The following is a 23408-nucleotide window of genomic DNA, read 5'->3' as shown; positions in this document are numbered from 1 at the left end:
TTTTTCCCCTTGTAAGAGACCCTGATGTCCGATAACGCTCAACTTACCGGTCTGTGCGACCGTTTTCGTGGTTTTTATCCCGTTGTCATTGATGTAGAAACAGCCGGATTTAACGCTAAAACCGATGCGCTGCTAGAAATTGCCGCCATCACGCTGAAGATGGATGAACAGGGCTGGCTTATACCGGACACCACGCTGCATTTCCATGTTGAACCCTTCGAAGGGGCAAACCTGCAGCCAGAAGCACTGGCCTTTAACGGTATCGACCCGAAAAACCCGCTGCGCGGGGCGGTGAGCGAATATGATGCGCTTCACGCCATTTTCAAAATGGTGCGCAAAGGCATGAAAGAGAATGACTGTAGCCGCGCGATCATGGTGGCCCACAACGCCACGTTCGATCACAGCTTTACGATGGCCGCCGCCGAGCGTGCGTCGCTCAAGCGTAACCCCTTCCACCCGTTTGTTACCTTTGACACCGCGGCGCTGAGTGGCCTGGCGCTGGGACAAACGGTCTTATCAAAAGCCTGCATCACGGCAGGTATTCCGTTTGACGGCACGCAGGCGCACTCGGCGCTCTACGATACCGAGCGCACGGCAGAATTGTTCTGTGAAATAGTGAACCGCTGGAAGCGCCTGGGCGGCTGGCCGCTGCCGATGGGCGATGAGGCCGATGGCCAATCGTAGGCCGGTAAGCACAGCGCCACCCGGCAAAAAAAAGCGACCACGCTAAGCGGGTCGCTTTTTTATTTCCGCAGAAAATTACTCTGCGTCCGGCTCTTCAGTTTTGTACTTCGCCGCCGTCTCTTTGATCAGCTGCTGCAGTTCGCCACGCTGATACATTTCGATCAGAATGTCGCAGCCGCCAACCAGTTCGCCGTCAACCCACAGCTGCGGGAAGGTCGGCCAGTTGGCGAATTTTGGCAGCTCAGCGCGAATATCCGGGTTCTGCAGGATATCGACGTAAGCAAAACGTTCACCACAGGCAGAAAGCGCCTGAACCGCTTGTGCGGAGAAACCGCAGCTTGGCAGCTTTGGAGAACCTTTCATGTACAGGAGAATCGGGTTTTCTGCGATCTGGGTCTGAATTTTTTCGATAGTGGTGCTCATGTCTTGCTTCCTTTAACTTCTGTTACGGCATTCGTCTGACATTGTAGCGGGTCAGAGCGACATCGGAAAATAACATTTTTGTCACGTCTATATATTCTAACGTTTGGCACCATAAGTTGCATTGGAAATATAGCTTAACCCTATTCCCGATAAGGTTTTGCTTAGGGAGTGAACAATTGTGCGTCAGAACGATGCATTTTTTTGCACTTGCTAACGAAACAGGTTTTTAGATTGAAAAATGCTATTAACTTCCAGGCTTTTTATAGATTAGAATCGACGGGCTTTGTAAATCATACGCGGGTATTAGCGATAGCCTGCATTAATCAGGGGAATGCCCAGTGGCGCGGATAAATAAAATCTCGATCACGCTCTGTGCTTTACTGTTTACATCATTTATTTTCACGCCAGCGGCGAACGCCTCACAGCAGGCGCGGCATTCTGCCGTACAAAAAACGCATCTGGCGAAAACCACAGAACGTAAGAAAAAAACCTCCAGCAAGACCGTAAAGAAAAAAACAACGACAGAAACGAAAAAGACCGTCTCCAGCAAAACAAAAACGAAATCTTCCCGCACCGCCCACGCCACCCGGAGTAAAGCCTCGCAAACCGCCGCTAATCTCGTTACCGAAAAATGCACCCCGCGGAAAGGCCATAAGGCGAAATGCACGAAAGTCACGAAAATAGCGGAAGTGCATAAGGTTCGCGTGCAGAAAGCGCAAAAAACGGCGATGAATAAGCTGATGGGGCAGATTGGTAAACCGTATCACTGGGGAGGAACTTCCCCACGTACCGGTTTCGACTGCAGCGGTCTGGTCTATTACGCCTATAAAGATTTGGTCAAATTCCGCATTCCGCGTACCGCGAACGAAATGTATCACCTGCGTGATGCGGCGCCGGTCAACCGCGGCGAGCTGGAAAACGGCGATCTGGTCTTCTTCCGCACCCAGGGACGTGGCACGGCTGACCATGTCGGCGTCTATGTCGGTAACGGGAAATTCATCCAGTCGCCGCGCAGCGGTCAGGATATCCAGATCACCTCCCTCAGCGAAGATTACTGGGTGCGCCACTATGTCGGTGCACGCCGCGTCATGACGCCGAAAACCATTCGTTAACCCCTGCCCTGCCGCATCCGTGGCAGGGTAAGTTCCTCTTTTGCATACCCTTTCAATTTGCTATTCTGTCCTTGTTGTCTGTAGGGTTATTGGCAACGTAAATATAATAAGGAGAGAAGCAATGTCGTTCGAATTACCTGCACTACCGTATGCAAAAGACGCCCTGGCACCCCACATTTCTGCAGAAACCCTGGAGTACCACTACGGCAAACATCACCAGACCTACGTCACCAACCTGAACAATCTGATTAAAGGCACCGACTTTGAAGGCAAAACGCTGGAAGAGATCGTACGCAGTTCAGAGGGTGGCGTGTTCAACAACGCCGCGCAGGTGTGGAACCACACCTTCTACTGGCACTGCCTGGCCCCGAATGCGGGTGGAGAACCAACCGGTGAGCTGGCTGCCGCCATTAACGCCGCGTTCGGCAGCTTCGCTGATTTCAAAGCGAAGTTTACCGATGCCGCCATCAAGAACTTCGGTTCTGGCTGGACCTGGCTGGTAAAAGAAGCCGACGGCAAGCTGGCTATCGTCTCTACCTCTAACGCGGGTACGCCGCTGACCACCAGCGCAACGCCGCTGATGACCGTAGACGTGTGGGAACACGCTTACTACATTGATTATCGCAACGCGCGTCCTAACTATCTGGAGCACTTCTGGGCGCTGGCAAACTGGGAATTTGTAGCGAAGAACTTCGCTGCGTAAGAGACTCGCAGAAGGGTTCGCCCTTCTGCGTTTTGATTTACTCTGCGGTGCACACCGCGTCAGGCTGATGACGGCCCGACGCCAGCACCAGCAGCAGACCCAGCGCGGCAATGACTGCCCCCATCACCGGCACAACGCTGTACCCCAGACCGCCAGAGATTACCGCCCCACCCGCCGCGGCACCCAGGGCATTGCCCAGGTTGAATGCACCGATATTGACAGAAGACGAGAGGCCCGGCGCTTCGTGCGCGACGCGCATCACGCGCATCTGCAGCGGAGGCACCACCGCGAAGGTCGCCGCGCCCCAGACAACCATCGCCACTGCCGCACCGACTTCGCTACGCGCCAGCCAGGGGATCGCCACCATAATGACGATCAGCAGCATTAAAAAGCCTTTGAGCGTGCCGCTAACAGAGCGGTCGGCCAGCCTGCCGCCCAGATAGTTACCGAGAGAGAAGCCCACGCCTATCAGCACCAGCATCGCGGTAATAAAGAGCGGCGTTGCATGAGTGATATCGTGCAGCACAGGGGAAATATAGGTGTAGAGCGTAAACATCGCCCCAGCGCCGAGAACGGTTGTCAGCAGTGCGGAGAGCACCTGTGGGCGTACCAGCACCGACAGCTCTTTACGCACGTCAGGGCGTTCGCCTGCGCTCCCTTTTGGCAGAGAGAAGAACAGCGCCACCATCGCCACCACGCCCAGCCCGGCGGTCGCAAGGAATGACATACGCCAGCCGATCGCTTCCCCAAGCCAGGTAGCCGCAGGTACGCCGCCGATGTTGGCTATCGTCAGCCCCATAAACATGGTGGCGACCGCGCTGGCCTGCTTGTGCTTTGGCACCACGCTTGCGGCTACAACGGAGCCCAGGCCAAAGAACGCGCCGTGGTTAAGACTGGTCAGGATACGCGACAGCATCAGCGTGGTGTAATCCGGCGCAATGGCGGAGAGCACGTTGCCCAGCGTAAAAATCGCCATCAGGAATATCAGCGCGTTGCGGCGCGCGCGGTGAGAAAGCAGCAGCGTCATCAAGGGAGCCCCCACCATCACGCCGATCGCATAGGCGCTGATCAGCATACCGGCAGCCGGGATTGAGACGTCTACGCCCCGGGCGATAACGGGCAGTAACCCCATAGGGGAGAATTCAGTGGTGCCGATCCCAAAAGCGCCAATCGCCAGGGCCAGCAGAGGAAAATTGATTTTCATGGGTCAACTCCGGATGCCGTGTCGGAGTGCGACACAGGAATAAGAAGTCAAAAGCATGACATCAATCACAAAAAATGAGAAGTTAACATTTTGGCAAAAGATTTTTGCCGGAGAAGTAACAATCGGGGCAAGTTCGGAGAGAGCAAGCGCTCCCCCCGATTAAATCAGTGCAGTACAGCCGTCAGACCCGCAGCAACAATCAGAGCCAGCACGATAACGGTGGTGGTCAGCGAAAACTTAAGATCGGTACTCATCAATTTTTCTCCTTTTAATCACCCTACGAAAAGTGAGCTTGCTCATTTTTACACAGTTTACGTCAAAAATCTTCCAGGATTTAAACTGATATCCACTTTAGCTCTTCCCCTTTTCATCAAGATAGGACAAAATTCCACGCTAAATTTATTAGCGTACCGGCCATTGACCCCCTCCTGACGTCCTGTGTCGTTTTCCCGGCGTGTCGCAATTCCAGATTGCGTAATAAGGGTGAGAGAAGGCAAACGTTTACCTTCATGTTTTTCAGGAGCTTAGGATATGGTCTGGAGTGACATTTAATGGCAACAATAAAAGACGTAGCAAAACGCGCAAACGTTTCCACTACAACCGTATCACATGTAATTAACAAAACCCGCTTTGTTGCTGAAGAGACGCGCAATGCGGTCTGGGCCGCTATCAAGGAACTGCACTACTCGCCGAGTGCGGTGGCGCGCAGCCTGAAGGTGAATCACACCAAATCTATCGGCCTGCTGGCTACCAGCAGCGAAGCGGCCTATTTTGCCGAGATTATCGAAGCGGTTGAGAAAAACTGCTTCCAGAAAGGCTATACCCTCATTCTGGGGAACGCGTGGAACAACATTGAAAAACAGCGTGCCTATCTGTCGATGATGGCGCAAAAGCGCGTCGATGGCCTTCTGGTCATGTGTTCCGAGTACCCGGAGTCCGTGCTTTCCATGCTGGAAGAGTACCGCCACATTCCGATGGTGGTGATGGACTGGGGCGAAGCGCGAGCCGACTTCACCGACTCGGTGATTGATAACGCGTTTGAAGGCGGCTACATGGCAGGCCGTTACCTGGTGGAACGCGGCCACCGCGAGATTGGCGTGATCCCAGGCCCGCTGGAGCGAAATACCGGCGCAGGCCGTCTGGCCGGCTTTATGAAAGCCATGGAAGAAGCGCTCATCACCGTGCCGGAAAACTGGATCGTGCAGGGTGACTTTGAGCCAGAATCGGGCTATCGCGCCATGCAGCAAATTGTCTCCCAGCAGCACCGCCCGACTGCGGTCTTCTGCGGTGGGGATATCATGGCAATGGGTGCCCTCTGCGCGGCGGACGAGCTGGGTCTGCGCGTGCCGCAGGATATTTCCGTGATCGGGTATGACAACGTGCGTAACGCCCGCTTCTTTACGCCGGCGCTGACCACTATCCACCAGCCGAAAGATTCGCTGGGCGAAACGGCCTTCAACATGCTGATGGACAGGATCGTCAACAAGCGTGAAGAATCCCAGTCCATCGAGGTCCACCCGCGCCTTATCGAGCGCCGTTCCGTTGCGGATGGCCCGTTCCGCGACTACCGTCGTTAATCGTTTTACGGGAGCCAGCTACGCTGGCTCCCGTAACCACTCCCGATTAAGCGTTTCGCTGTCGCCCAGGTAATCCAGCAGCCAGGCCATTGCGGGCGACACGTCATTTTGCTGCCAGGTCAGGCAGCAGGCCGCATCCGGGAACGGGTTCTCCAGCGTAAGCGCCACCCATTCTCCGGTATCGATACGCGGACGCGCAAAATGAACCGGCACCATTCCCACGCACAAACCGGCGGAAAGGCAGGTTGCTGAGGATCCCCAGTCAGGGGCAACGACGCGACGCTGGTTGTCCAGCAGCCAGGTAATACGCTTCGGCAGCGAGCGCGACGTATCCTCAAGCACCAGCGACGGCCAGCTGCGCAGCGTGTCGTCGCTCAGCGGCCCTTCCATCGCCGCCAGCGGATGATGGCTCGCCACCACGCAGTTCCAGCTCAGCATGCCCATATCACGAAACGCATAGCGTCCGCCCACGGGGATCGCCTGCGTTGCGCCAATCGCCATCTCTGCCCTGCCGTCTGCCAGCGCGTCCCAGACGCCGTTGAACACCTCCTGCGACACGCGCAGCTCGACGTCCGAAAAATGGCGATAGAAATCAACAACCATCTGCCGCGTACGTTCGGGTTTGACGATGTTATCCACGGCGATTGAAAGATGCCCCCGCCAGCCATTGGCAATCTGCTGGCACTGTTCGCGGGTGATCTGCATTTTTTTGATAACAGACCGCCCTTCTTTCAAAAACCACGCGCCGGCTGGCGTTAACTCAACGTCCCGATGCCGTCGTTCAAACAGGGGAACCGCCAGCCACTCCTCCAGCTGACGCACGGTGTAGCTGATGGCCGAAGGGACGCGGTGTAGCTCCTGCGCCGCGCCGGTAAAGCTGCCGTTGCGCGCAACGGCATCCACCACTTCAAGAGAATAATCTGACCACATTTTCTGCCTGCAAAAAATTTGAATGCACTTTCCAAATATTAGCGTTTCACAAGCCGCTTTGCACTCCCTACACTCTGCGCCAACGTACACCTGCCTCCTCAGGAGAAAAAAAGAATGCAACCCAGGAAAGGATTTTTAGTCTGGCTCGGCGGCCTCAGCGTGCTGGGCTTTTTGGCGACCGATATGTATCTGCCCGCGTTCGCCGCGATGCAGGAAGATTTACAAACCCCTGCTGCCGCCATCAGTGCCAGCCTGAGCCTGTTCCTTGCCGGCTTTGCCTTCGCGCAGCTGCTGTGGGGCCCCCTCTCCGACCGCTTTGGTCGTAAACCGGTACTGCTGCTCGGCCTGGCTATTTTTGCTCTGGGCTGTGTAGGGATGCTGTGGGTACGCGATGCGACCTGGCTGCTGGTGCTGCGCTTCGTGCAGGCCGTCGGCGTGTGCGCCGCCGCCGTGACCTGGCAGGCGCTGGTGACCGATTACTATCCTGCATCGCGCACCAACCGGATCTTCGCCACCATCATGCCGCTGGTGGGCCTGTCGCCTGCCCTCGCCCCGCTGCTGGGCAGCTGGATACTGGCACACTTCGACTGGCAGGCGATTTTCGCCACCCTGTTTGCCATCACTCTGGTGTTGATGCTGCCTGCGTTCTTCCTTAAGCCTGCGCATAAGAAGGAGATGCACCCAGAAGCGAAGCCAATCACCTTTACCTCCCTACTGCGTACCCAGGCGTATCGCGGCAACGTGCTGATTTACGCCGCCTGCTCCGCAAGCTTCTTCGCCTGGCTGACCGGTTCGCCGTTCATACTGCACGATATGGGCTACAGCCCGGCGGCCATCGGCCTGAGCTATGTGCCGCAAACCATCGCGTTTCTGGTAGGCGGTTACGGCTGCCGCGCGGCGCTGCAGAAGTGGGAAGGCCAGCAGATGCTGCCGTGGTTGCTGGTCCTGTACGCGTTCAGCGTAATCGGAACCTGGGCGGTGGGCTTTATTCCGGGCGCAGGCCTGGCGGAAATTTTGATTCCATTCTGCGTAATGGCGATCGCTAACGGCGCTATTTATCCTGTCGTTGTGGCTCAGGCCCTGCGTCCGTTCCCTCAGGCAACGGGCCGTGCGGCTGCGCTGCAAAATACGCTCCAGCTGGGTCTGTGCTTCCTGGCAAGCCTCGTGGTATCCGCCCTCATTGCCACGCCGCTGCTGACCACAACCAGCGTGATGCTTGTGACGGTTGCCCTGGCAGGCCTGGGATACCGCATGCAATCCTCCGCCCCGAGCGCGGAGAGGCAGACGGAAACCTCGCACGCATAATCGCGCGGGGGATTATGTTGCATTTCAGTGATTAGGTTGCTAACAATTTTCTATTGAATCACCAAATTTTGAGGCCTATACTAAATTTGGTTCGATTAAATACGATAAATATTAAGTGTTAACGGGAGCCGGAGTGCTCCCGTTTTACCATGGAAGGCTTTTCGGCAAGGGTTATCTCCCTTCCTCTGTTCTACGTCGGATATTAGCCTCGCGGGCATTTACCGTGAGATTTCTCACAAACCAAAAAAAGCGTCTACGCTGTTTGAAGGTTCTGATCACAGCAAGGTGATGGAGAAGCTATGAGTTCATCGTGTATAGAAGAAGTCAGCGTTCCGGACGATAACTGGTCCCGGATCGTCAGTGAACTGTTAGGTCGAGCAGGCATCACTATTAACGGATCATCACCATCCGATCCGCAGGTCAAACATCCCGACTTTTTTAAACGCGTGTTGCAGGAGGGATCTTTAGGGCTGGGCGAAAGCTATATGGATGGCTGGTGGGACTGCGAACGGCTGGATATCTTTTTCGCCAGCGTTTTGCGTGCGGGTCTCGAAAATCAACTTCCTCGTCATTTCAAAGATACGCTGCGCGTGGCCTCCGCCCGCCTGTTCAACCTGCAAAGTAAGAAGCGGGCATGGATTGTCGGCAAAGAGCACTACGACCTTGGCAACGATCTGTTCAGCCGCATGCTGGACCCCTTCATGCAATATTCCTGCGGCTACTGGAAAAAAGCCACCACCCTTGAAGAGGCACAGCAGGATAAACTGCGCCTGATCTGCGAGAAACTCCAGCTACAGCCGGGCATGCGCGTGCTGGACATTGGCTGCGGCTGGGGCGGCCTGGCCTATTTTATGGCGAAACACTACGGCGCCAGCGTTGTGGGCGTAACCATTTCAGCCGAACAGCAAAAAATGGCGCAGGCGCGCTGCGAGGGTCTGGACGTCGACATTCGTCTGCAGGATTACCGCGACCTGAACGAGCAGTTCGATCGCATCGTGTCGGTGGGGATGTTTGAGCACGTGGGGCCGAAGAATTACAAGACTTACTTCCAGGTGGCCGATCGTAACCTGAAGCCTGACGGCATTTTCCTGCTGCACACCATTGGTTCCAAACGTACCGACAACAACGTAGACCCGTGGATCAACAAATACATCTTTCCGAATGGCTGTTTACCGTCCGTTCGCCAGATTGCCAACGCCAGTGAACCTCACTTCATCGTGGAAGACTGGCATAACTTTGGGGCGGATTACGACACCACGCTCATGGCATGGCACTCACGTTTTCAGGAGGCCTGGCCCGAGATTGCGGACAACTATTCCGAACGATTCAAACGGATGTTTAGCTACTATCTGAATGCCTGCGCGGGCGCGTTCCGCGCGCGCGATATTCAGCTCTGGCAGGTTGTTTTTAGCCGCGGGATTGAACATGGCCTGCGGGTTGCTCGCTAAAAAACTAACCCCGGATATCCGGGGTTAGTTATTATTCTTCCTCAACCGCTTTTATTATTGCAGCCTCTTTCGCTGCCAGCACGCGCTCGACGGTATCCACCACCGCCTGTGTTTGCGGATCAATTTCAATATTTACGCGATGCCCCAGTTTTTTCGCCCCCAGCGTGGTGCGCTGAAGCGTCTCCGGAATTAAATGCACGCAGAAACGCGTTGGCGTAACTTCCCCAACGGTCAGGCTAATCCCATCAATACCAATAAATCCTTTATACAGGATGTATTTCATTAATGCCGGATCCTGAACCTTAAACCAGATTTGACGGTTATTTTCAGAGGTCACGATTTTCGCAACTTCAGCGGTGGTCATAATGTGGCCCGACATCAGATGTCCGCCGATCTCATCGCTGAATTTGGCCGCGCGCTCAACGTTGACGGTGTCTCCGACCGCCAGCTCGCCCAGGTTCGTGATGCGCAACGTTTCCTTCATTAAATCAAAGCCGATCTGATTGCCGTTAATCTCTGTCACCGTCAGGCAGCAGCCGTTATGCGCAATCGAGGCCCCGGTTTCGATACCGTCGAGCATATAGTCGGGCAGCTCAACCACATGGGTGCGGAAATTGGGTTTTTCATCAATTGACACCACCTTGGCGGTGCCTTGCACAATACCAGTGAACATGCTTACAACTCCTGTTTTTTCCGGACGGTGGCGACACCGTTTAATCCCATCACAATAACAGTTGGAAAAACAGGTTGCCAGCGGAGCGCATTTTCTGGCGATTTTTTCACTAGATAATTAGTTAAACCCCGCTACAATAGCTGGCACCCCTCTGCTTTTTCTTCTTGCTGCCAGTTTGGCGGCTTTTTTAGTCTCTCAAATAACAACAAAATATAGGTGTTCACGTGCAGAAGTACATGAATGAAGCGCGCCAGCTATTGGCACTGGCTATACCAGTGATCGTCGCGCAGGTGGCCCAAACCGCAATGGGATTTGTGGATACGGTCATGGCGGGTGGCTACAGCGCCACCGACATGGCAGCCGTCGCCATCGGAACCTCCATCTGGCTGCCAGCTATTCTCTTCGGGCACGGCCTGCTGCTGGCGCTGACGCCGGTTATTGCACAGCTAAACGGTTCAGGACGACGCGAGCGTATCGCGCACCAGGTCCGTCAGGGCTTCTGGCTTGCAGGCTTTGTCTCTTTGCTGATTATGGTCGTGCTCTGGAACGCCGGGCATATCATCCGCGCCATGCATAACATCGATCCCGCGCTGGCGGACAAGGCCGTGGGCTATCTGCGCGCCCTGCTTTGGGGAGCGCCTGGCTATCTTTTCTTCCAGGTTGCGCGTAACCAGTGCGAAGGTCTGGCCAAAACCAAGCCCGGCATGGTGATGGGGTTTATCGGTCTGTTGGTCAATATTCCGGTGAACTACATCTTTATCTATGGTCACTTTGGGATGCCGGAGCTGGGCGGCGTAGGCTGCGGCGTGGCAACGGCGGCGGTTTACTGGGTGATGTTCTTCAGCATGATCACCTTCGTTAAGCGCGCCCGCTCAATGCGCGATATTCGGAACGAAAACCGGTTCAGCACGCCGGACTGGAGCATCATGAAGCGTCTGGTGCAGCTAGGGCTGCCTATCGCACTGGCGCTGTTCTTTGAGGTGACGCTGTTTGCCGTTGTGGCCCTGCTGGTTTCGCCGCTCGGGATTATCGACGTGGCAGGCCACCAGATTGCGCTAAACTTCAGCTCCCTGATGTTCGTTCTGCCGATGTCGCTGGCAGCAGCCGTGACGATCCGCGTGGGCTTCCGCCTGGGGCAGGGATCTACGCTTGATGCGCAAACGGCTGCGCGCACGGGTTTAGGCGTTGGCGTGTGCATGGCCGCCTGCACCGCGCTCTTTACCGTCGCGCTGCGCGAGCAAATTGCCCTCCTTTATAATGACAATCCGGAGGTGGTTATCCTGGCGTCGCACCTGATGCTGCTGGCCGCCATTTATCAGATCTCTGACTCCATCCAGGTGATCGGCAGCGGCGTGCTGCGCGGGTATAAAGATACGCGTTCGATCTTCTTTATCACCTTCATCGCCTACTGGGTGCTGGGCCTGCCGACGGGTTACGTGCTGGCGCTCACCGACCTGGTGGTCGATCGTATGGGGCCAGCCGGATTCTGGATGGGCTTTATCATCGGCCTGACCTCGGCGGCCATTATGATGATGCTGCGCATGCGCTACCTGCAGCGCCAGCCATCGACGGTGATTTTGCAGCGCGCCGCACGTTAAATATGCAGTAGCCGCCAGCTGGCGGCTACTTTCTCTTCACTTTGCGCGGTAATGAAGCAATCGCGTGAAATCAGAGAGAAAAATGCATTTTGCCTCTTGCCTGTTCGAGGCTCTGCCGCTAATATTCGTCCCCGTTGTCACCGACAACACGTTGCGTTCATAGCTCAGTTGGTTAGAGCACCACCTTGACATGGTGGGGGTCGTTGGTTCGAGTCCAATTGAACGCACCATTCTGCGTCCGTAGCTCAGTTGGTTAGAGCACCACCTTGACATGGTGGGGGTCGGTGGTTCGAGTCCACTCGGACGCACCATTTCAGTCCTGAAATGGTGCAAATCCTCTCTCAGTATCCTGAATAATCTCAATATCCTGATTTCCTGGCGTTTCACCTGCTACGCTTTTCTCATGGAAAAAAAACAGGAAGTCTGTCGATGAAGAAGATAGCGATTATCGGCTCCGGCCCCACAGGGATTTACACCTTTTATTCACTACTGAAAAACCGCACCCCTCTCGCCGTCTCGGTATTTGAAAAAGCAGAAGACGCCGGCGTGGGTATGCCCTATAGCGACGATGATAACTCTCGTCTGATGCTGGCGAATATCGCCAGTATTGAAATTCCGCCTTTATTCATGACCTACCTCGACTGGCTGAAAGGCCGGAGTGACGCCCATCTGGCGCGCTTCAAGGTGGATAAAGCCAGCCTGCACGACCGACAATTTTTACCACGAATTTTGCTGGGCGAATACTTTCGCGACAGCTTTCTGACCGTTGTCAAAGAGGCCAAAAAGCGGGGGTTTCAGGTCACAACCCACGAGTCTGCGGAAGTCACCGATATTGATGCCGCCGAAAACGGCGTAACGCTTTCCGTTAACGGTGCCCCGCACCCCGAGCGGTTTGATCTTGCCATTGTCGCCACGGGGCACGTCTGGCCGGACGAAGAGGAAGCCACGCGAACCTTCTTCCCAAGCCCCTGGTCCGGGCTGATGAGTGCCCGCATTCCCGCCTGTCGCGTTGGAATAATGGGAACCTCCCTAAGCGGGCTGGACGCCGCAATGGCGGTGGTTATGCAGCATGGGGATTTTACAGACGGCAAGTTCATTCTCGATAAAGGCAGCGAAGGCTTAAGCATTGTGCTGATGTCCCGGACGGGCATTCTGCCGGAGGCCGATTTCTACTGCCCCATTCCTTACGAGCCGCTCTCGGTTTTGACCGAGACCGTGGTTGAAAACGAGATAGCAAAAGGCGCTGATGGCCTGCTTGACCGCATATTTGCCCTGATCGTTAAGGAGCTGGAGCTGTCCGACCCGGCCTGGTGCAAGAAGGTATCGCTACATACGCTGACCGCAGACAGCATCCGCGACGCATGGTTTGAGGAGCGCAAACAGCACGGGCCCTTTACCTGGGCCGAAGAGAACCTCAGGGAGGTTGAGCGTAACAAGCGCGAGCGCCGCACCGTGGCCTGGCGCTATACCGTCCTTCGGCTCCATGAGGTGATTTCCGGGATCGTTCCTGTTCTCAACGAACGCGACAGGGAGCGGTTCAAAACGGGGCTGGAGCGCGTGTTTATTGATAACTATGCCGCCATTCCGCCGCAGTCTATACGCCGATTACTTGCGCTTCGCGAAGCCGGTATCATCAGCGTGGCGGCACTCGGCGACGACTACGATCTGGATATCGGCAGCGCTCAAACCGTGATTACCAGCAATGAGCAAACCTGGCGCTTCGACGTGTTCATTGATGCGCGCGGACAAAAACCGCTCAAAACGAAGGATCTGCCCTTCCCTACGCTGCGCAGGCAGCTGATGGAAACGGGAGAGGATTTACCCGATCTGGGAGAGGATTACACCTTAAAGGCCCCCGATGAACTGCGTGGGCGCGTCGCGTTCGGCGCGATACCCTGGCTGATGCACGATCAACCCTTCGTTCAGGGGCTGGAAGAGTGCGCCGTAAGGGGGGAAGCGATGGCCAAAGCGGCGGAGAAACCCGCCTCCCGGTCGCGCAGAAAACTGCCCTTCGTGGAGGACTGACGGGGCCTCCGTGCCCCGCCGGGTCTGATTATTCGAAGAATACGTCAGGATTTTCAGACAGTGAAATGAAGGTTTTCGTCTCTTTATCCAGCGCGCGAATGTCGCCGCTTTCAATGTCATACACCCAACCGTGCAGGCGGATCGCGTTGTTGCGCAGGCCAACCGCAACGGACGGATGGGTTTTGATGTTGCTCAGCTGCGCAAACACGTTTTCCTGGACCATCGCGTTCACTTTGTCGATTGGCCGATCCCAGGTTTTCTTCTCAACCACGGCCTTCGCCGCATCGGAGTAGCGCAGCCAGTGGGAAACCGCGGGCATCGGCTCAAGGTTGGCGTTGTCGGCAATTGCCTTCATCGCGCCGCAGTTGGAGTGGCCGCAGATGACGATGTCGGTCACGCCCAGCGCCACCACCGCGTACTCAATCGTCGCCGAAACGCCGCCGGGCTCTGGCCCGAACGGTGGCACAATGTTACCAGCATTTCGAATGACAAAGAGCTGTCCCGGCTCTTGCTGGGTTACCAGCTCTGGCACGAGACGGCTGTCGGAGCAGGAGATGAACAACGCTTTGGGATTCTGGCTGGACGCTAAACTGCGGAAGAGCTCTTTACGTTGCGGGAAAATCTCTTTTTGAAAGCTGAGAAAACCTTCAATGATATGTTGCATAGCAATTTCTCTTTTATCTGTTTTAGTTTAGGCATGATCAAGATCACGCTCCTGAAGTTTACCCACCGTACTTTACCCGAGACAAGCAATATATTTCTGGCCCGACCGCTGCACAACGTCATCGGCGTTGCTCAGGATGTTCTGCCCTTCAAATGCGCCGTACAGGCGTGAAAATCTCATGCCCCGCAGGCAGCCGGTCATCCGTTCAATTTCACTGGCCGGCAGCGGAAGCATATTAGGATAGCTCCACATAAACGAAACGGCATTTTTACCCGGCGTGACCTGCAGGATATCGCCCGCCAGCAGCGCGCCCTCCCCCTCCTGCCAGTGTAGTACCGTTCCACCCGCAAAGTGTCCGCCAAGACGCAGGAGCGTCACCGCCGGCGCGAGCTCCAGCGAATCTCCCTCCCAGAAGCGTATTGCCGGGCTGTCGCGCATCACCCACTCCCGATCGCTGGCATGAAGGTAAACCGGCGCGTCAAACGCCTTCGCCCAGTCCTGCATCGTGCTGTAGTAGTGCGGGTGAGAAATCGCGATCGCGCGAATGCCGCCCAGCGCAGCCACCAGCGACTGGGTTGCCGGATCGAGATTGGGAATGCAGTCCCACAGGATATTGCCCTGCGGGGTTCGCAGGAGTAGCGTACGCTGGTTAATGGCAAACGAGGGAACCGTTTTGATGCTCAGCAGCTGCGGCTCAAGCTGTTGCCATTTATTGACGTGCGTGGCGGTGAGGGCGTCAAAATCAATCCACGCCTGGCCGGTGATAGGCACATACTGACGATCGTCTTCACAAACCGGGCACGCTTCTGGCCGCTTCGCATACGAGGTACCGCAGGTTTTACAGAGTGTAATCATGAGCTCTCCTCAGCAATTAAGCACTGAGTATGGCAGGGATTATCCTTATGTGCTGCGAGGTGCATTGCGCGGTTTTTTTGGCTTATACTGTCCCAGTATCACAAACTGAATAACGCAGGTAACACATGGAAATTGATCTCGATAACCTGGTCTTTAACGGACTGGATGAAGCGGAAGAGCGTAACGCGGAACGTCTGGACGATGCGGACAAAAAAGCGCAGGCGATTATCGCCGATGACGACTGCGGCGATGCCTGCAAGATCTGATTACGAAGCACCGGGCATCCCGGTGCTTTTTTTATGACCTATTTTTTCAACCCGTCAATGGCCGCCCGAGCGCAGGCTTCATCAAGATTGCCGCCCGGCGCTCCGCCAATACCAATCGCCCCGATAACCTCGTCGCCCTCTTTCACCGGCAGGCCACCGGCCAGCAGCAGGAAGCCCGGCACGTCACGCATATTCTGCGCCCCCGCGTTGCCCTGCGCCGCTTCCATCACCTTGCCTGATGCATTTTTTGTACTGAGCGCGGTATATGCCTTCATTTCACTGGCTTTTACCGTATGCGGACCGGCGTTATCCGTTCGCTGCACCGCTTTAACGACGCCCGCCCGGTCAACCACCGTCACCGTGACCTGATAATGTTTAGCCATGCATGACTGAATGGCGGAGGTAGCCAGGGCATTTGCCTGCGCCAGAGAGAGCGTTTTCTGGCTCAGCGCGTCGGCCTGCGCATTCAGCGTTACGCCGCCTGCGACCAGCGCCGCAGCCATCATTAATTTTTTCATCATATATCCTCGAGAAGGGGGAGACATCCCGAGGTTACCGTGATGCGCAACGACAGGTAATTCGGTTGACTACGCAATCGTCCAGGTAGTTATACGGATTGCAATTTATCGTATTCGCGTATCGCCTGAACCAGGCTGCTGACGCCAAGCTTTGAAAATGCCGCAGCGCGATGGGCTTCCACCGTTCTCGGCGACAGGTTGAGCTTCGCCGCCACCTCTTTGTTGCTCAAGCCTTCCATCAGCACGGTCAGCACCTCGTGCTCCCGGGCGGTGAGCTGTTCAAAACGCGCCGTTACTCGCGACGTTTCCTGCCAGGCAACGAACCGTCGCTGGCTCTCCTCAAAGGCCAGCCCCACCGTTTCGATCAGTTTGTCAGCATCCAGCGGCTTGGTGAAAAACTCGAACACGCCGCTACGAAATGCCCGGCGGCAGGCGTCGACGGTACCGTGCCCGGTCATGATGATGACGGGGAGCATCGGCCACCGCCATTTCCCCTCTTCGAGCCACGTCAGCCCGCCCTTGCCCGGCATACGCATATCCAGCAGCAGGCAGCCGACTATCCCCGTGCTCTCACCCTTCGCGGTTACGAAGGCCTCAATGCTTTCAAACGCCTTCACCTCCCAGCCCATCCCCGAGAGTAAAAAAATCATCGATTCTCTGATAGATTCATCGTCATCAATCAGCCAGATCGTATTAACCATGCGGCGCCTCCCTTCCGTTTGCCAGTTGAAGAACAATTTGCGCCCCGCCCTCCGGAGCATTCCCCAGGGTTATCGACCCGTTCATGCGCGTCATCAGCGACTCGATTAAGGTCATGCCGAGGCCAATCCCCGCCTTACGTCCGCTGTAAAACGGCATAAACGCGTGCTGGAGCGCCTCCTGGCTAAAACCGGGGCCGCCGTCGGTAACCGTAATGCTGACGCCATCGTCACTCTTTTGGCTTTCAATCCGAATCCAGCCCTTAGCGCACGTCTGCTGCGACTGAATCGCGTTGCTGAGCAGGTTATGCAGCACCTGCTCAAGCCATAGCCTGTCGGCCAGTACGGTGCTCGCCCCGGCGGCAAAAGCATGGCTAACAGCAATATGTTCGGCTTTGCGCTCATGCTCCAGCAAATTCACCACGTGCTGCCAGCACTGCGCCAGATCGGTTTCGCGCAGCGTCACTTTCTCCTGCACGACGTGTTCGCGGAAACGGGTGAGTAACGCGCCGATACGCTGCGTTTGCGTCAGCGCTGCCGCCAAAGCCTGCGATACCGCCTGCGGATTGTCCTGCTGAAGCTGGCGCTGTGCCCCCTGCACCCAGGTCTGTGCGGCGGTGAGCGGCTGGTTGATTTCGTGCACAATCCCTGCCGTGATTTCGCCGAGCGTGTTGAGCCGGGCGTGCTGATAATAAAGGGCGCGCTGTTCCGCCTCTTTGCGCGCTTGACGCTGCCACAGCGCCGCGCTGGCCACGGCGATTGCCACCGCCCATCCCAGAAAGAGTAGCGGGAAGCTAAGCCAGGCAACGCCGAGCCAATCGGGTTTTGCATCCGCCGTCAGCGTGAAGGGTTGAGTATGCTGGGGGAAGGAACGCTGCCAGTACCAGAAGTCTGCTGCGGATTTCTCCTCGCGGCTGCCCGTCAGCAGAAGGCTCAAGTGCGCGAAACGATGAGGAGGCGCGAGCAGCGGCGTCAGGTCGATAAGGACGCGGATTTGCCGCCAGGGGTTATACAGCCAGTACTGCAGGTCGCGGTAGGGTTCAACCCGCGCGGCATCCAGCGCGCGCCCGCTCGTTTTCTCAAGCATCAGAATATGCGGGAATTTTTTGCGCAGGGCAGAGAGATCTTCGTCGCCGTTCAGCAAAGGAAGCACGGACTCATTTTGCGTCAGAACGGCGCTAATACCCGAGTAAAGCGCCGAAAATTCGCGGTCGCGCTCCCAAAACTGGCGACGAATATTCTCGGCGTACAGCAATGCACCGCTCGCCAGGCAGACCATCGCCCAGATCGCGACGCTGCGCCTAATCATTTTTTTGATGCTCATGTCGTTAACGGGGGCAGTCATTCGGGCTGTCGACATTACCAGCTAACGACGATGAGGACAAAATAACGCGCGTGTTATCAGATCTCTGGCGTCTTTTTAAATCCGGTCAGCATCAGGATCAGGCTTTGAGGCGAAGCTGAGGTCTCAAATTGATAATGGTTTCCCTGACGATCGCCGCCGATATACCATGAAATCTCGGTTTTACCTTCCGCCAGCGCCCTGCGAACGGCTTTGTCCACGTCCACCATGCGGTACTCCCGGGAGTGGTTCAGATACAGCACGGCATCCGATTTATAATTGCACGCCGGGCGGGTAGCCCAGCTGACCGTCGCGGGGTTCCAGTCGCTGCGGGCCGGATAGAAGAAGATTTGATCGGCACCGTTAGTTTCTACCTTACCGCCGTAGAGGCGTACGCGATATTTAAACAGAGAAGGATCCTGCCCTGCCGGTAACGGCGGGATTTTAAACTTCACCAGCGAGAGGGTTTCACTGTTTTTGCTACGGCCTCCGTTCTGCCAGTTATCCTGCACCAGCAACACCTGCGGCTGCGGCTGAGCGTGGTCAGGCTCCAGGCTGCTTAGCCAGACGTTCGCCTGCGCTTTCGAGTAACCGTAAGGCACGGTCGTGCCGCAGTCTATCCCCCGGTTCATGCACAGGTCGGTCATAAAGCGCGCCGCATCGTCGGTCCAGCCGTTCATAAAGTCAGCATGCGCGGTGTAGAGGCTTCCCCAGCGCTCTTCGCGTTCGTCCCCATGCATAATGGGATCGAGCGAAAGCTGGGCTTTGGCGGTATCCAGCGACGAGACCGTCGGGAGCACGTAGGCGATATTCATGTTCACCGTTGGGATTTTCACCGGAAACGCCGTCGGGCATTGCCCATGGGTATCGTATGCCGCGTTGGTCATGCCGTGAGCGGGCTTGAGGTTCACGCCGTCCCAGCAGTTGGGGAACTGGATCCCGATATTAAACTGCACGGCATCTCCCGCCTTACGTAACCTGCAAATTTCACCCGTTTTGGTGGTGTAACCTTTGCCGTTGGCACATAAGAAGGAGATGTGCGGGTTAGGCGCGGTGCCGTGGTGATCGCCCGCCAGCAGCGATAGCCCCGCCGGGAACGGCTGCAGCGGCCAGGTTTCCACGTTCGAAGCCTGATAATAGGTTTTTTGATACGCCGGTTTTACGACGGTGCCGTCAGGCAGCCGCAGCGAAGGCGCCCAGTATGCCGAGCTGTCCGCTTTGTTATCACAGGTGGTGTCTTCAAGCTTGCGCAGGCTTTCACGGCCTGAACCCGCATCGGTGTGCGCGTTGCCGAAGAAGTCATGCAGCATGGCCTCGTTGGGCATGCCGAACATCATAATGGCGTCATCGCCAAGGGTGTGGGAATAGCCGCAGACAACATGCGCCTGAGGCGCGGCATAGGCCGCATGCAGTACAAAAAATAGCGCGGGGGTCGAAAGTGCCGTTGCTAACGTGGTCCGTTTCATCATTTTCTCCATGAGTGAAAGGACACATTGGTAACAAAAGCAGGTTGGTTAACCGAATGAATTGCAGCGTACTTTTCCGTTTATCGTCACTTTACATACGTAACGCACAGCTCATTCCAGTAAATTTTGCGCGTGAGGCGCAGCTCAGCGTGACGTTTTATCATGGAACCACTCCGGGTCGATGTTGGCAACGTCCACGCCGTAAAGGCTGGCGACAGGCAGGACAGACTCAAGAACACGTTGCGCGCTGTTCTCCGCGTTGACCTGCCGGGTCGCAAAAAACCGCCGTAACGTGCTGATCCATTTTTTCATCGTCTTTACCCTCTTCGCTTCACCTGTCCTCAGTAAAGCACCCAACGTATCCGTCTGGAAATATCAATATCGACTGTTGATGTGCAGGATCTGCAAATAGCTGCCCCTGTCATTAACCTGTTGGTAACACCTTGTTCACTAATGCTTTTTCTCTCATAGCAAAGAACGATTTGGTATTTGTCGATAGGGTTTGCTTATGGGAGCGTAACGGGACACAACAAAAATGACGGGATGACCTATTACTATGGCAGCAGACAAAAAATCGTATCAAAAGCTGGCGCTGGCGCTGGGCTTACTGGCAGCAGGCGGCATGCTTTCGACGATGGTCCAGGCGGACCAGCTGGCGGATATTAAGGCCGCGGGCGTGGTTAAAGTCGCCACCTTCGACGCCAACCCGCCGTTTGGCTCCGTTGACGCAAAAACGCATGACATTGTGGGCTATGACGTCGACTTTGCCAGGGCGCTGGCAAAAGCGCTCGGCGTGAAGCTGGAGCTGGTTGCGACCAATCCGGCCAACCGCATCCCGCTGCTGCAGTCCGGCAAAGCGGATCTGATCGTGGCCGATATCACCATTACGCCGGAGCGTGCCCAGGTGATTGATTTTTCCACTCCCTATTTCGTGACCGGGCAGCAGTTTCTGGTACCGGCGAAATCCCCCGACAGGCTGGATGAGTACAGCCGTGCGCGCATAGGCGCGGTAAAAGGAACAACGGGCGAACAGGCGCTGCACCAGCGTTTCCCGCAGTCTCGCGTGCTCTCCTATGACGACATCCCGCTGGCGCTGACGGCGCTGCGCAACGGCAACGTCCAGGCCATCACCCAGGACAGCACCATTCTGGCCGGCCTGCTGGCGCAGGCCCCGGATAAGGCGAACTTTAAAATCCTGCCCGATCTGCTCAGCAAGGAAGAGATCGGCGTTGGGGTGAAAAAAGGCGAAACGGCGCTGCTGAAGGTCGTGAACGATGAGCTGGTTAATCTCGAGAAGAACGGCCAGGCGGCAAAAATCTACGATGTCTGGTTCGGCCCAAACACGCCCGCTCCACAGCCTCGCGCCTTTACAATAGAAGCCCAGTAATATGCTCTCAGGTTTATTTTCACACTCCGCGGCCGGTGCCGCGGATTTTTCACATCTGGAACAGGCCAGCGTCGCGTTTCGTGACGTCGTAAAACGCTACGGCGACCATGAGGTATTAAAAGGCATTAACCTCAGCATTGCGCCTGGCGAAGTGGTGGCGATCCTCGGCCCGTCCGGTTCAGGGAAATCAACGTTGATCCGCCTGATCAACCAGCTTGAAACCCTCAGTGACGGCGACATTCTGATCGATAACAAACCCACCGCCCGGCTTGCCACTGCGGCACTGCGCCAGCTCCGCAGCCGCGTCGGCTTTGTGTTCCAGCAGTTCAACCTTTACGCCCACCTCACCGCCAGCCAGAACATCACCCTGGCGCTGGAGCATGTGCACGGCTGGAAGCCGCTGCCCGCGCAGGAGCGCGCGCTGGCGCTGCTGGAGAAGGTCGGGATGCTGGAAAAAGCCCATCATTTTCCCGCGCAGCTTTCCGGCGGCCAGCAGCAGCGCGTGGCGATTGCCCGCGCGCTGGCCTCGTCGCCGCAGATCATTCTCTTCGATGAGCCAACGTCAGCCCTCGACCCTGAGATGATTGGTGAAGTACTGTTTGTGATGAAGGCCCTCGCCCACAGCGGGATCACCATGATTGTGGTGACGCACGAGATGCAGTTTGCCCGGGAGATTGCTGACCGGATCGTCTTTATCGACGGCGGGCACATTCTCGAAACCGCCCCGCCTGCGCAATTTTTCAATCAACCGTCGCATCCGCGCGCGCAGCGATTCCTGCAAAAAGTGCTCGACCCGCTTCACCAGGAGCAGCCGTAATGCCCGCGCTCGACTGGCAGGGGGTGCTGACCGGGCAGCCCCTGCAGTGGATAGTATCCGGCTTCATCACCACCCTGTGGGTTACGCTCGCGGGGATAATGCTCGCCAGCCTGCTGGCGCTGCTGTTTCTGCTCCTGCGCCTCTCCGCAGGACGGTTCGGGCATGCCGTCGTCAGCGGCTGGGTTTCGCTGTTTCGCAATACGCCGCTGCTGGTACAGCTCCTGTTCTGGTACTTCGCCGCCTGGAACGGGCTGCCGCTCGGGTTTCGGGACGTCGTGAATGCCGATCACGCATGGTCGATTTTGCCCGGCGACGTCTGGTGGTTCACGCCGGAATTTTTATGTTCTGCCTGGGGTTTAGGGGTGTTCACTTCGGCCTTTTTGATTGAAGAGGTGGCGTCCGGGCTACGCTCGGTGCCCGCCGGACAGCAGGAAGCGGCGCTGGCTCAGGGGTTTTCCACATGGCGACGCTTTCGCTACATCCTTCTGCCGCAAGGGCTGGCCAATGCCTGGCAGCCCGTCGTCGGGCAGTACCTTAACCTGATGAAGCTCTCCTCGCTCGCCAGCGGCATTGGTTTTGCCGAACTCACCTATCAGGTGCGGCAGATCGAAAGCTACAACGCGCACGCGCTCGAGGCCTTTACCGTAGGCACCGCCCTGTACCTGCTTACCGGCGTGGTGCTTGGAATGCTATTGGCGCGCTTCGGCCCCCACGCAGGGAAGAACATATGATTGCCGGACTGCATGTGATTACTGAAAACCTGGACTACCTGCTGTGGGGACGCATGGCAAGCGGTGAGCCTGGCGGGGTATTGCTCTCGTTGATGATGGCGGCAGGTGCGGCGCTGCTGGCCCTGCCCGGCGGGTTTGCCCTTGCCTGCCTGGCATGGCGATATCCAGGACTCGTGCGCAGAGCGCTGTTTCTGTGGGCAGAGTTGATACGCGGCATTCCGCTCATCTTCGTGATTTTCTGGATGTGGTATCTGCTGCCGCTGATAACGGGCGGCGATCTGCCGGGTGCCCTTACCGTGACGCTGGCGCTGGCCTGGTTTACGGCGGCGTCGGTGATGCACACCGTGCTCGCCGGGCTAAACGCCTTGCCCAGAGGCCAGTACGAAGCGGCACTGACGCAAGGGTTCAGCACCGGGCAAACCCTGTGGCGCGTGCTGCTGCCGCAGGTGATGCGCAATATTCTGCCGTCACTGGTGGGGATTTTTATTAGCCTGCTGAAGGATACGTCGCTGGCGTTTATCGTGAACGTGCCGGAACTGACGACGGTGGCGGGTCAGGTGAACAACCGGGTGCAAATTTACCCGGCGGCCATTTTTATCTTTACGGGCGTGGTCTACTACCTGCTCTGCTGCTCGCTGGAGCAGCTGGCGAAACGCCTGCGGTTCAGCCAGCCAGCGCCTTAACCACCGTTTCCATCGCTTCGGTTGTCAACTCACTGCGCTTAACGCGCTGGTTCGCCAGCGCGGTACGCAGCACGCCGGCAATCACAATATGCTTTGGCTCCTGCCCTAAATCACGCATTTCGAGTACGACCTTGCCGACGACCCGGCACATCTCCTGGTACAGCGCCTCGTCTTTCGTCACATTGCCCATTGCCTTCACTCCATTGCCCTAAAGCATTCAGCTTAAATGATTCATCGGCCGGATACAAAAAAGAAGCCCGGCGAGAGACTCACCGGGCTTCGTCTGTTAAATCAATTAA

General features: G+C 56.5%; 26 protein-coding genes and 2 tRNA genes. 15 read left to right on the top strand and 13 right to left on the bottom strand.

Annotated features, from left to right (window positions below):
• Positions 1-24 precede the first annotated feature (24 nt).
• Positions 25-684 (top strand): ribonuclease T, encoded by a 660-nt coding sequence (gene rnt / locus VPX56_RS09930; protein WP_131634459.1) that lies wholly within the window; start codon positions 25-27, stop codon positions 682-684.
• 75 nt (positions 685-759) lie between these two features.
• Here rnt and grxD read toward each other — a convergent pair whose 3' ends face one another.
• Positions 760-1107: a monothiol glutaredoxin 4 gene (gene grxD, locus VPX56_RS09925; protein WP_263609367.1), complete on the bottom strand. Its 348-nt coding sequence runs from the start codon at positions 1105-1107 to the stop codon at positions 760-762.
• A gap of 338 nt (positions 1108-1445) precedes the next feature.
• Here grxD and VPX56_RS09920 point away from each other — a divergent pair, with 338 nt between their 5' ends.
• Together VPX56_RS09920 and sodB are read left to right on the top strand one after the other, a co-directional pair.
• Positions 1446-2219 (top strand): C40 family peptidase, encoded by a 774-nt coding sequence (locus VPX56_RS09920; RefSeq protein WP_326471431.1) that lies wholly within the window; start codon positions 1446-1448, stop codon positions 2217-2219.
• Positions 2220-2340: 121 nt separating this feature from the next.
• A complete protein-coding gene (sodB, locus tag VPX56_RS09915; RefSeq protein WP_263609365.1) occupies positions 2341-2922 on the top strand; it encodes a superoxide dismutase [Fe] in 582 nt (193 codons plus the stop codon).
• A gap of 37 nt (positions 2923-2959) precedes the next feature.
• Here sodB and VPX56_RS09910 read toward each other — a convergent pair whose 3' ends face one another.
• Positions 2960-4126, bottom strand: coding sequence for an MFS transporter (locus tag VPX56_RS09910; protein WP_131634455.1), 1167 nt, complete (start codon positions 4124-4126; stop codon positions 2960-2962).
• Between the two features lie 164 nt (positions 4127-4290).
• Positions 4291-4380 carry a cytochrome bd-I oxidase subunit CydH gene (cydH, locus tag VPX56_RS09905; protein ID WP_041162048.1) on the bottom strand — a complete coding sequence of 30 codons (90 nt, stop codon included), beginning with the start codon at positions 4378-4380 and terminating at the stop codon, positions 4291-4293.
• Between the two features lie 297 nt (positions 4381-4677).
• Here cydH and purR point away from each other — a divergent pair, with 297 nt between their 5' ends.
• Positions 4678-5703, top strand: coding sequence for an HTH-type transcriptional repressor PurR (gene purR / locus VPX56_RS09900; protein WP_131634454.1), 1026 nt, complete (start codon positions 4678-4680; stop codon positions 5701-5703).
• Between the two features lie 18 nt (positions 5704-5721).
• Here purR and punR read toward each other — a convergent pair whose 3' ends face one another.
• On the bottom strand, positions 5722-6633 hold the full coding sequence (gene punR / locus VPX56_RS09895; protein ID WP_131634453.1) for a DNA-binding transcriptional activator PunR: 912 nt from the start codon (positions 6631-6633) through the stop codon (positions 5722-5724).
• Positions 6634-6747: 114 nt separating this feature from the next.
• On the opposite strand from punR, the gene punC reads away from it, so the two are divergent.
• Positions 6748-7938, top strand: a complete 1191-nt coding sequence (gene punC / locus VPX56_RS09890) for a purine nucleoside transporter PunC (protein WP_326471424.1) — start codon at positions 6748-6750, stop codon at positions 7936-7938.
• A gap of 299 nt (positions 7939-8237) precedes the next feature.
• Positions 8238-9386 (top strand): cyclopropane fatty acyl phospholipid synthase, encoded by a 1149-nt coding sequence (gene cfa, locus VPX56_RS09885; RefSeq protein WP_131634451.1) that lies wholly within the window; start codon positions 8238-8240, stop codon positions 9384-9386.
• Between the two features lie 31 nt (positions 9387-9417).
• On the opposite strand, the gene VPX56_RS09880 is transcribed toward cfa, so the two are convergent.
• Positions 9418-10059, bottom strand: coding sequence for a riboflavin synthase subunit alpha (locus VPX56_RS09880; RefSeq protein ID WP_131634450.1), 642 nt, complete (start codon positions 10057-10059; stop codon positions 9418-9420).
• A 224-nt stretch (positions 10060-10283) separates the two neighbouring features.
• Between VPX56_RS09880 and mdtK the strand changes: the two genes are divergently transcribed.
• The 4 genes from mdtK to VPX56_RS09860 all read left to right on the top strand — a co-directional run bounded on the left by mdtK (position 10284) and on the right by VPX56_RS09860 (position 13682).
• Positions 10284-11657: an MdtK family multidrug efflux MATE transporter gene (gene mdtK, locus VPX56_RS09875; protein ID WP_263609363.1), complete on the top strand. Its 1374-nt coding sequence runs from the start codon at positions 10284-10286 to the stop codon at positions 11655-11657.
• A gap of 153 nt (positions 11658-11810) precedes the next feature.
• Positions 11811-11887 (top strand) — tRNA-Val (locus tag VPX56_RS09870).
• A 4-nt stretch (positions 11888-11891) separates the two neighbouring features.
• A tRNA-Val gene (locus tag VPX56_RS09865) sits at positions 11892-11968 on the top strand.
• A gap of 118 nt (positions 11969-12086) precedes the next feature.
• Entirely contained in the window at positions 12087-13682 is a 1596-nt protein-coding gene (locus VPX56_RS09860; RefSeq protein WP_326471418.1) for an FAD-NAD(P)-binding protein, read from the top strand.
• 28 nt (positions 13683-13710) lie between these two features.
• Here the strand turns inward: VPX56_RS09860 and VPX56_RS09855 are convergent, their stop codons facing one another.
• Positions 13711-14346, bottom strand: a complete 636-nt coding sequence (locus VPX56_RS09855; protein WP_131634447.1) for a carbonic anhydrase — start codon at positions 14344-14346, stop codon at positions 13711-13713.
• A gap of 72 nt (positions 14347-14418) precedes the next feature.
• A complete protein-coding gene (locus VPX56_RS09850; RefSeq protein WP_326471416.1) occupies positions 14419-15201 on the bottom strand; it encodes an MBL fold metallo-hydrolase in 783 nt (260 codons plus the stop codon).
• A 125-nt stretch (positions 15202-15326) separates the two neighbouring features.
• Here VPX56_RS09850 and VPX56_RS09845 point away from each other — a divergent pair, with 125 nt between their 5' ends.
• Positions 15327-15467, top strand: coding sequence for a hypothetical protein (locus VPX56_RS09845; protein WP_008500607.1), 141 nt, complete (start codon positions 15327-15329; stop codon positions 15465-15467).
• Positions 15468-15505: 38 nt separating this feature from the next.
• Here VPX56_RS09845 and VPX56_RS09840 read toward each other — a convergent pair whose 3' ends face one another.
• From VPX56_RS09840 to VPX56_RS09820, 5 genes are all read right to left on the bottom strand, one after another.
• Complete coding sequence (locus tag VPX56_RS09840; RefSeq protein WP_326472013.1) at positions 15506-15985, bottom strand: GlcG/HbpS family heme-binding protein; 480 nt, start codon at positions 15983-15985, stop codon at positions 15506-15508.
• Between the two features lie 89 nt (positions 15986-16074).
• Positions 16075-16686 carry a response regulator transcription factor gene (locus tag VPX56_RS09835; RefSeq protein ID WP_326471414.1) on the bottom strand — a complete coding sequence of 204 codons (612 nt, stop codon included), beginning with the start codon at positions 16684-16686 and terminating at the stop codon, positions 16075-16077.
• Complete coding sequence (locus VPX56_RS09830) at positions 16679-17992, bottom strand: sensor histidine kinase (RefSeq protein WP_263609359.1); 1314 nt, start codon at positions 17990-17992, stop codon at positions 16679-16681. Before VPX56_RS09830 ends, VPX56_RS09835 begins: the two co-directional genes overlap by 8 nt.
• Positions 17993-18084: 92 nt before the next feature.
• Positions 18085-19491 carry a DUF1996 domain-containing protein gene (locus tag VPX56_RS09825; protein WP_326472011.1) on the bottom strand — a complete coding sequence of 469 codons (1407 nt, stop codon included), beginning with the start codon at positions 19489-19491 and terminating at the stop codon, positions 18085-18087.
• A gap of 144 nt (positions 19492-19635) precedes the next feature.
• Complete coding sequence (locus VPX56_RS09820) at positions 19636-19803, bottom strand: hypothetical protein (RefSeq protein WP_165500716.1); 168 nt, start codon at positions 19801-19803, stop codon at positions 19636-19638.
• A gap of 244 nt (positions 19804-20047) precedes the next feature.
• On the opposite strand from VPX56_RS09820, the gene VPX56_RS09815 reads away from it, so the two are divergent.
• Genes VPX56_RS09815 through VPX56_RS09800 form a run of 4 tightly spaced genes read left to right on the top strand, consistent with a single transcriptional unit; the run spans position 20048 to position 23109 of the window.
• Entirely contained in the window at positions 20048-20878 is an 831-nt protein-coding gene (locus tag VPX56_RS09815) for an ABC transporter substrate-binding protein (protein WP_326471411.1), read from the top strand.
• A gap of 1 nt (position 20879) precedes the next feature.
• Positions 20880-21695, top strand: a complete 816-nt coding sequence (locus VPX56_RS09810) for an amino acid ABC transporter ATP-binding protein (RefSeq protein ID WP_326471409.1) — start codon at positions 20880-20882, stop codon at positions 21693-21695.
• Complete coding sequence (locus tag VPX56_RS09805; RefSeq protein WP_263609357.1) at positions 21695-22426, top strand: amino acid ABC transporter permease; 732 nt, start codon at positions 21695-21697, stop codon at positions 22424-22426. The genes VPX56_RS09810 and VPX56_RS09805 overlap by 1 nt, the downstream gene beginning before the upstream one ends.
• Positions 22423-23109, top strand: a complete 687-nt coding sequence (locus VPX56_RS09800; RefSeq protein ID WP_131634441.1) for an amino acid ABC transporter permease — start codon at positions 22423-22425, stop codon at positions 23107-23109. The genes VPX56_RS09805 and VPX56_RS09800 overlap by 4 nt, the downstream gene beginning before the upstream one ends.
• Here the strand turns inward: VPX56_RS09800 and fumD are convergent.
• Positions 23090-23299 (bottom strand): fumarate hydratase FumD, encoded by a 210-nt coding sequence (gene fumD / locus VPX56_RS09795; RefSeq protein WP_008500615.1) that lies wholly within the window; start codon positions 23297-23299, stop codon positions 23090-23092. The two genes, VPX56_RS09800 and fumD, sit on opposite strands and share 20 nt — an antisense overlap.
• Positions 23300-23408 lie beyond the last annotated feature (109 nt).

The sequence above is a fragment of the Enterobacter wuhouensis genome, assembly GCF_035835995.1.
Taxonomy (GTDB): domain Bacteria; phylum Pseudomonadota; class Gammaproteobacteria; order Enterobacterales; family Enterobacteriaceae; genus Enterobacter; species Enterobacter wuhouensis.
The sequence above is the reverse complement of the archived record's forward strand: the minus strand, read 5'-3'. Positions and strand labels throughout refer to the sequence as shown.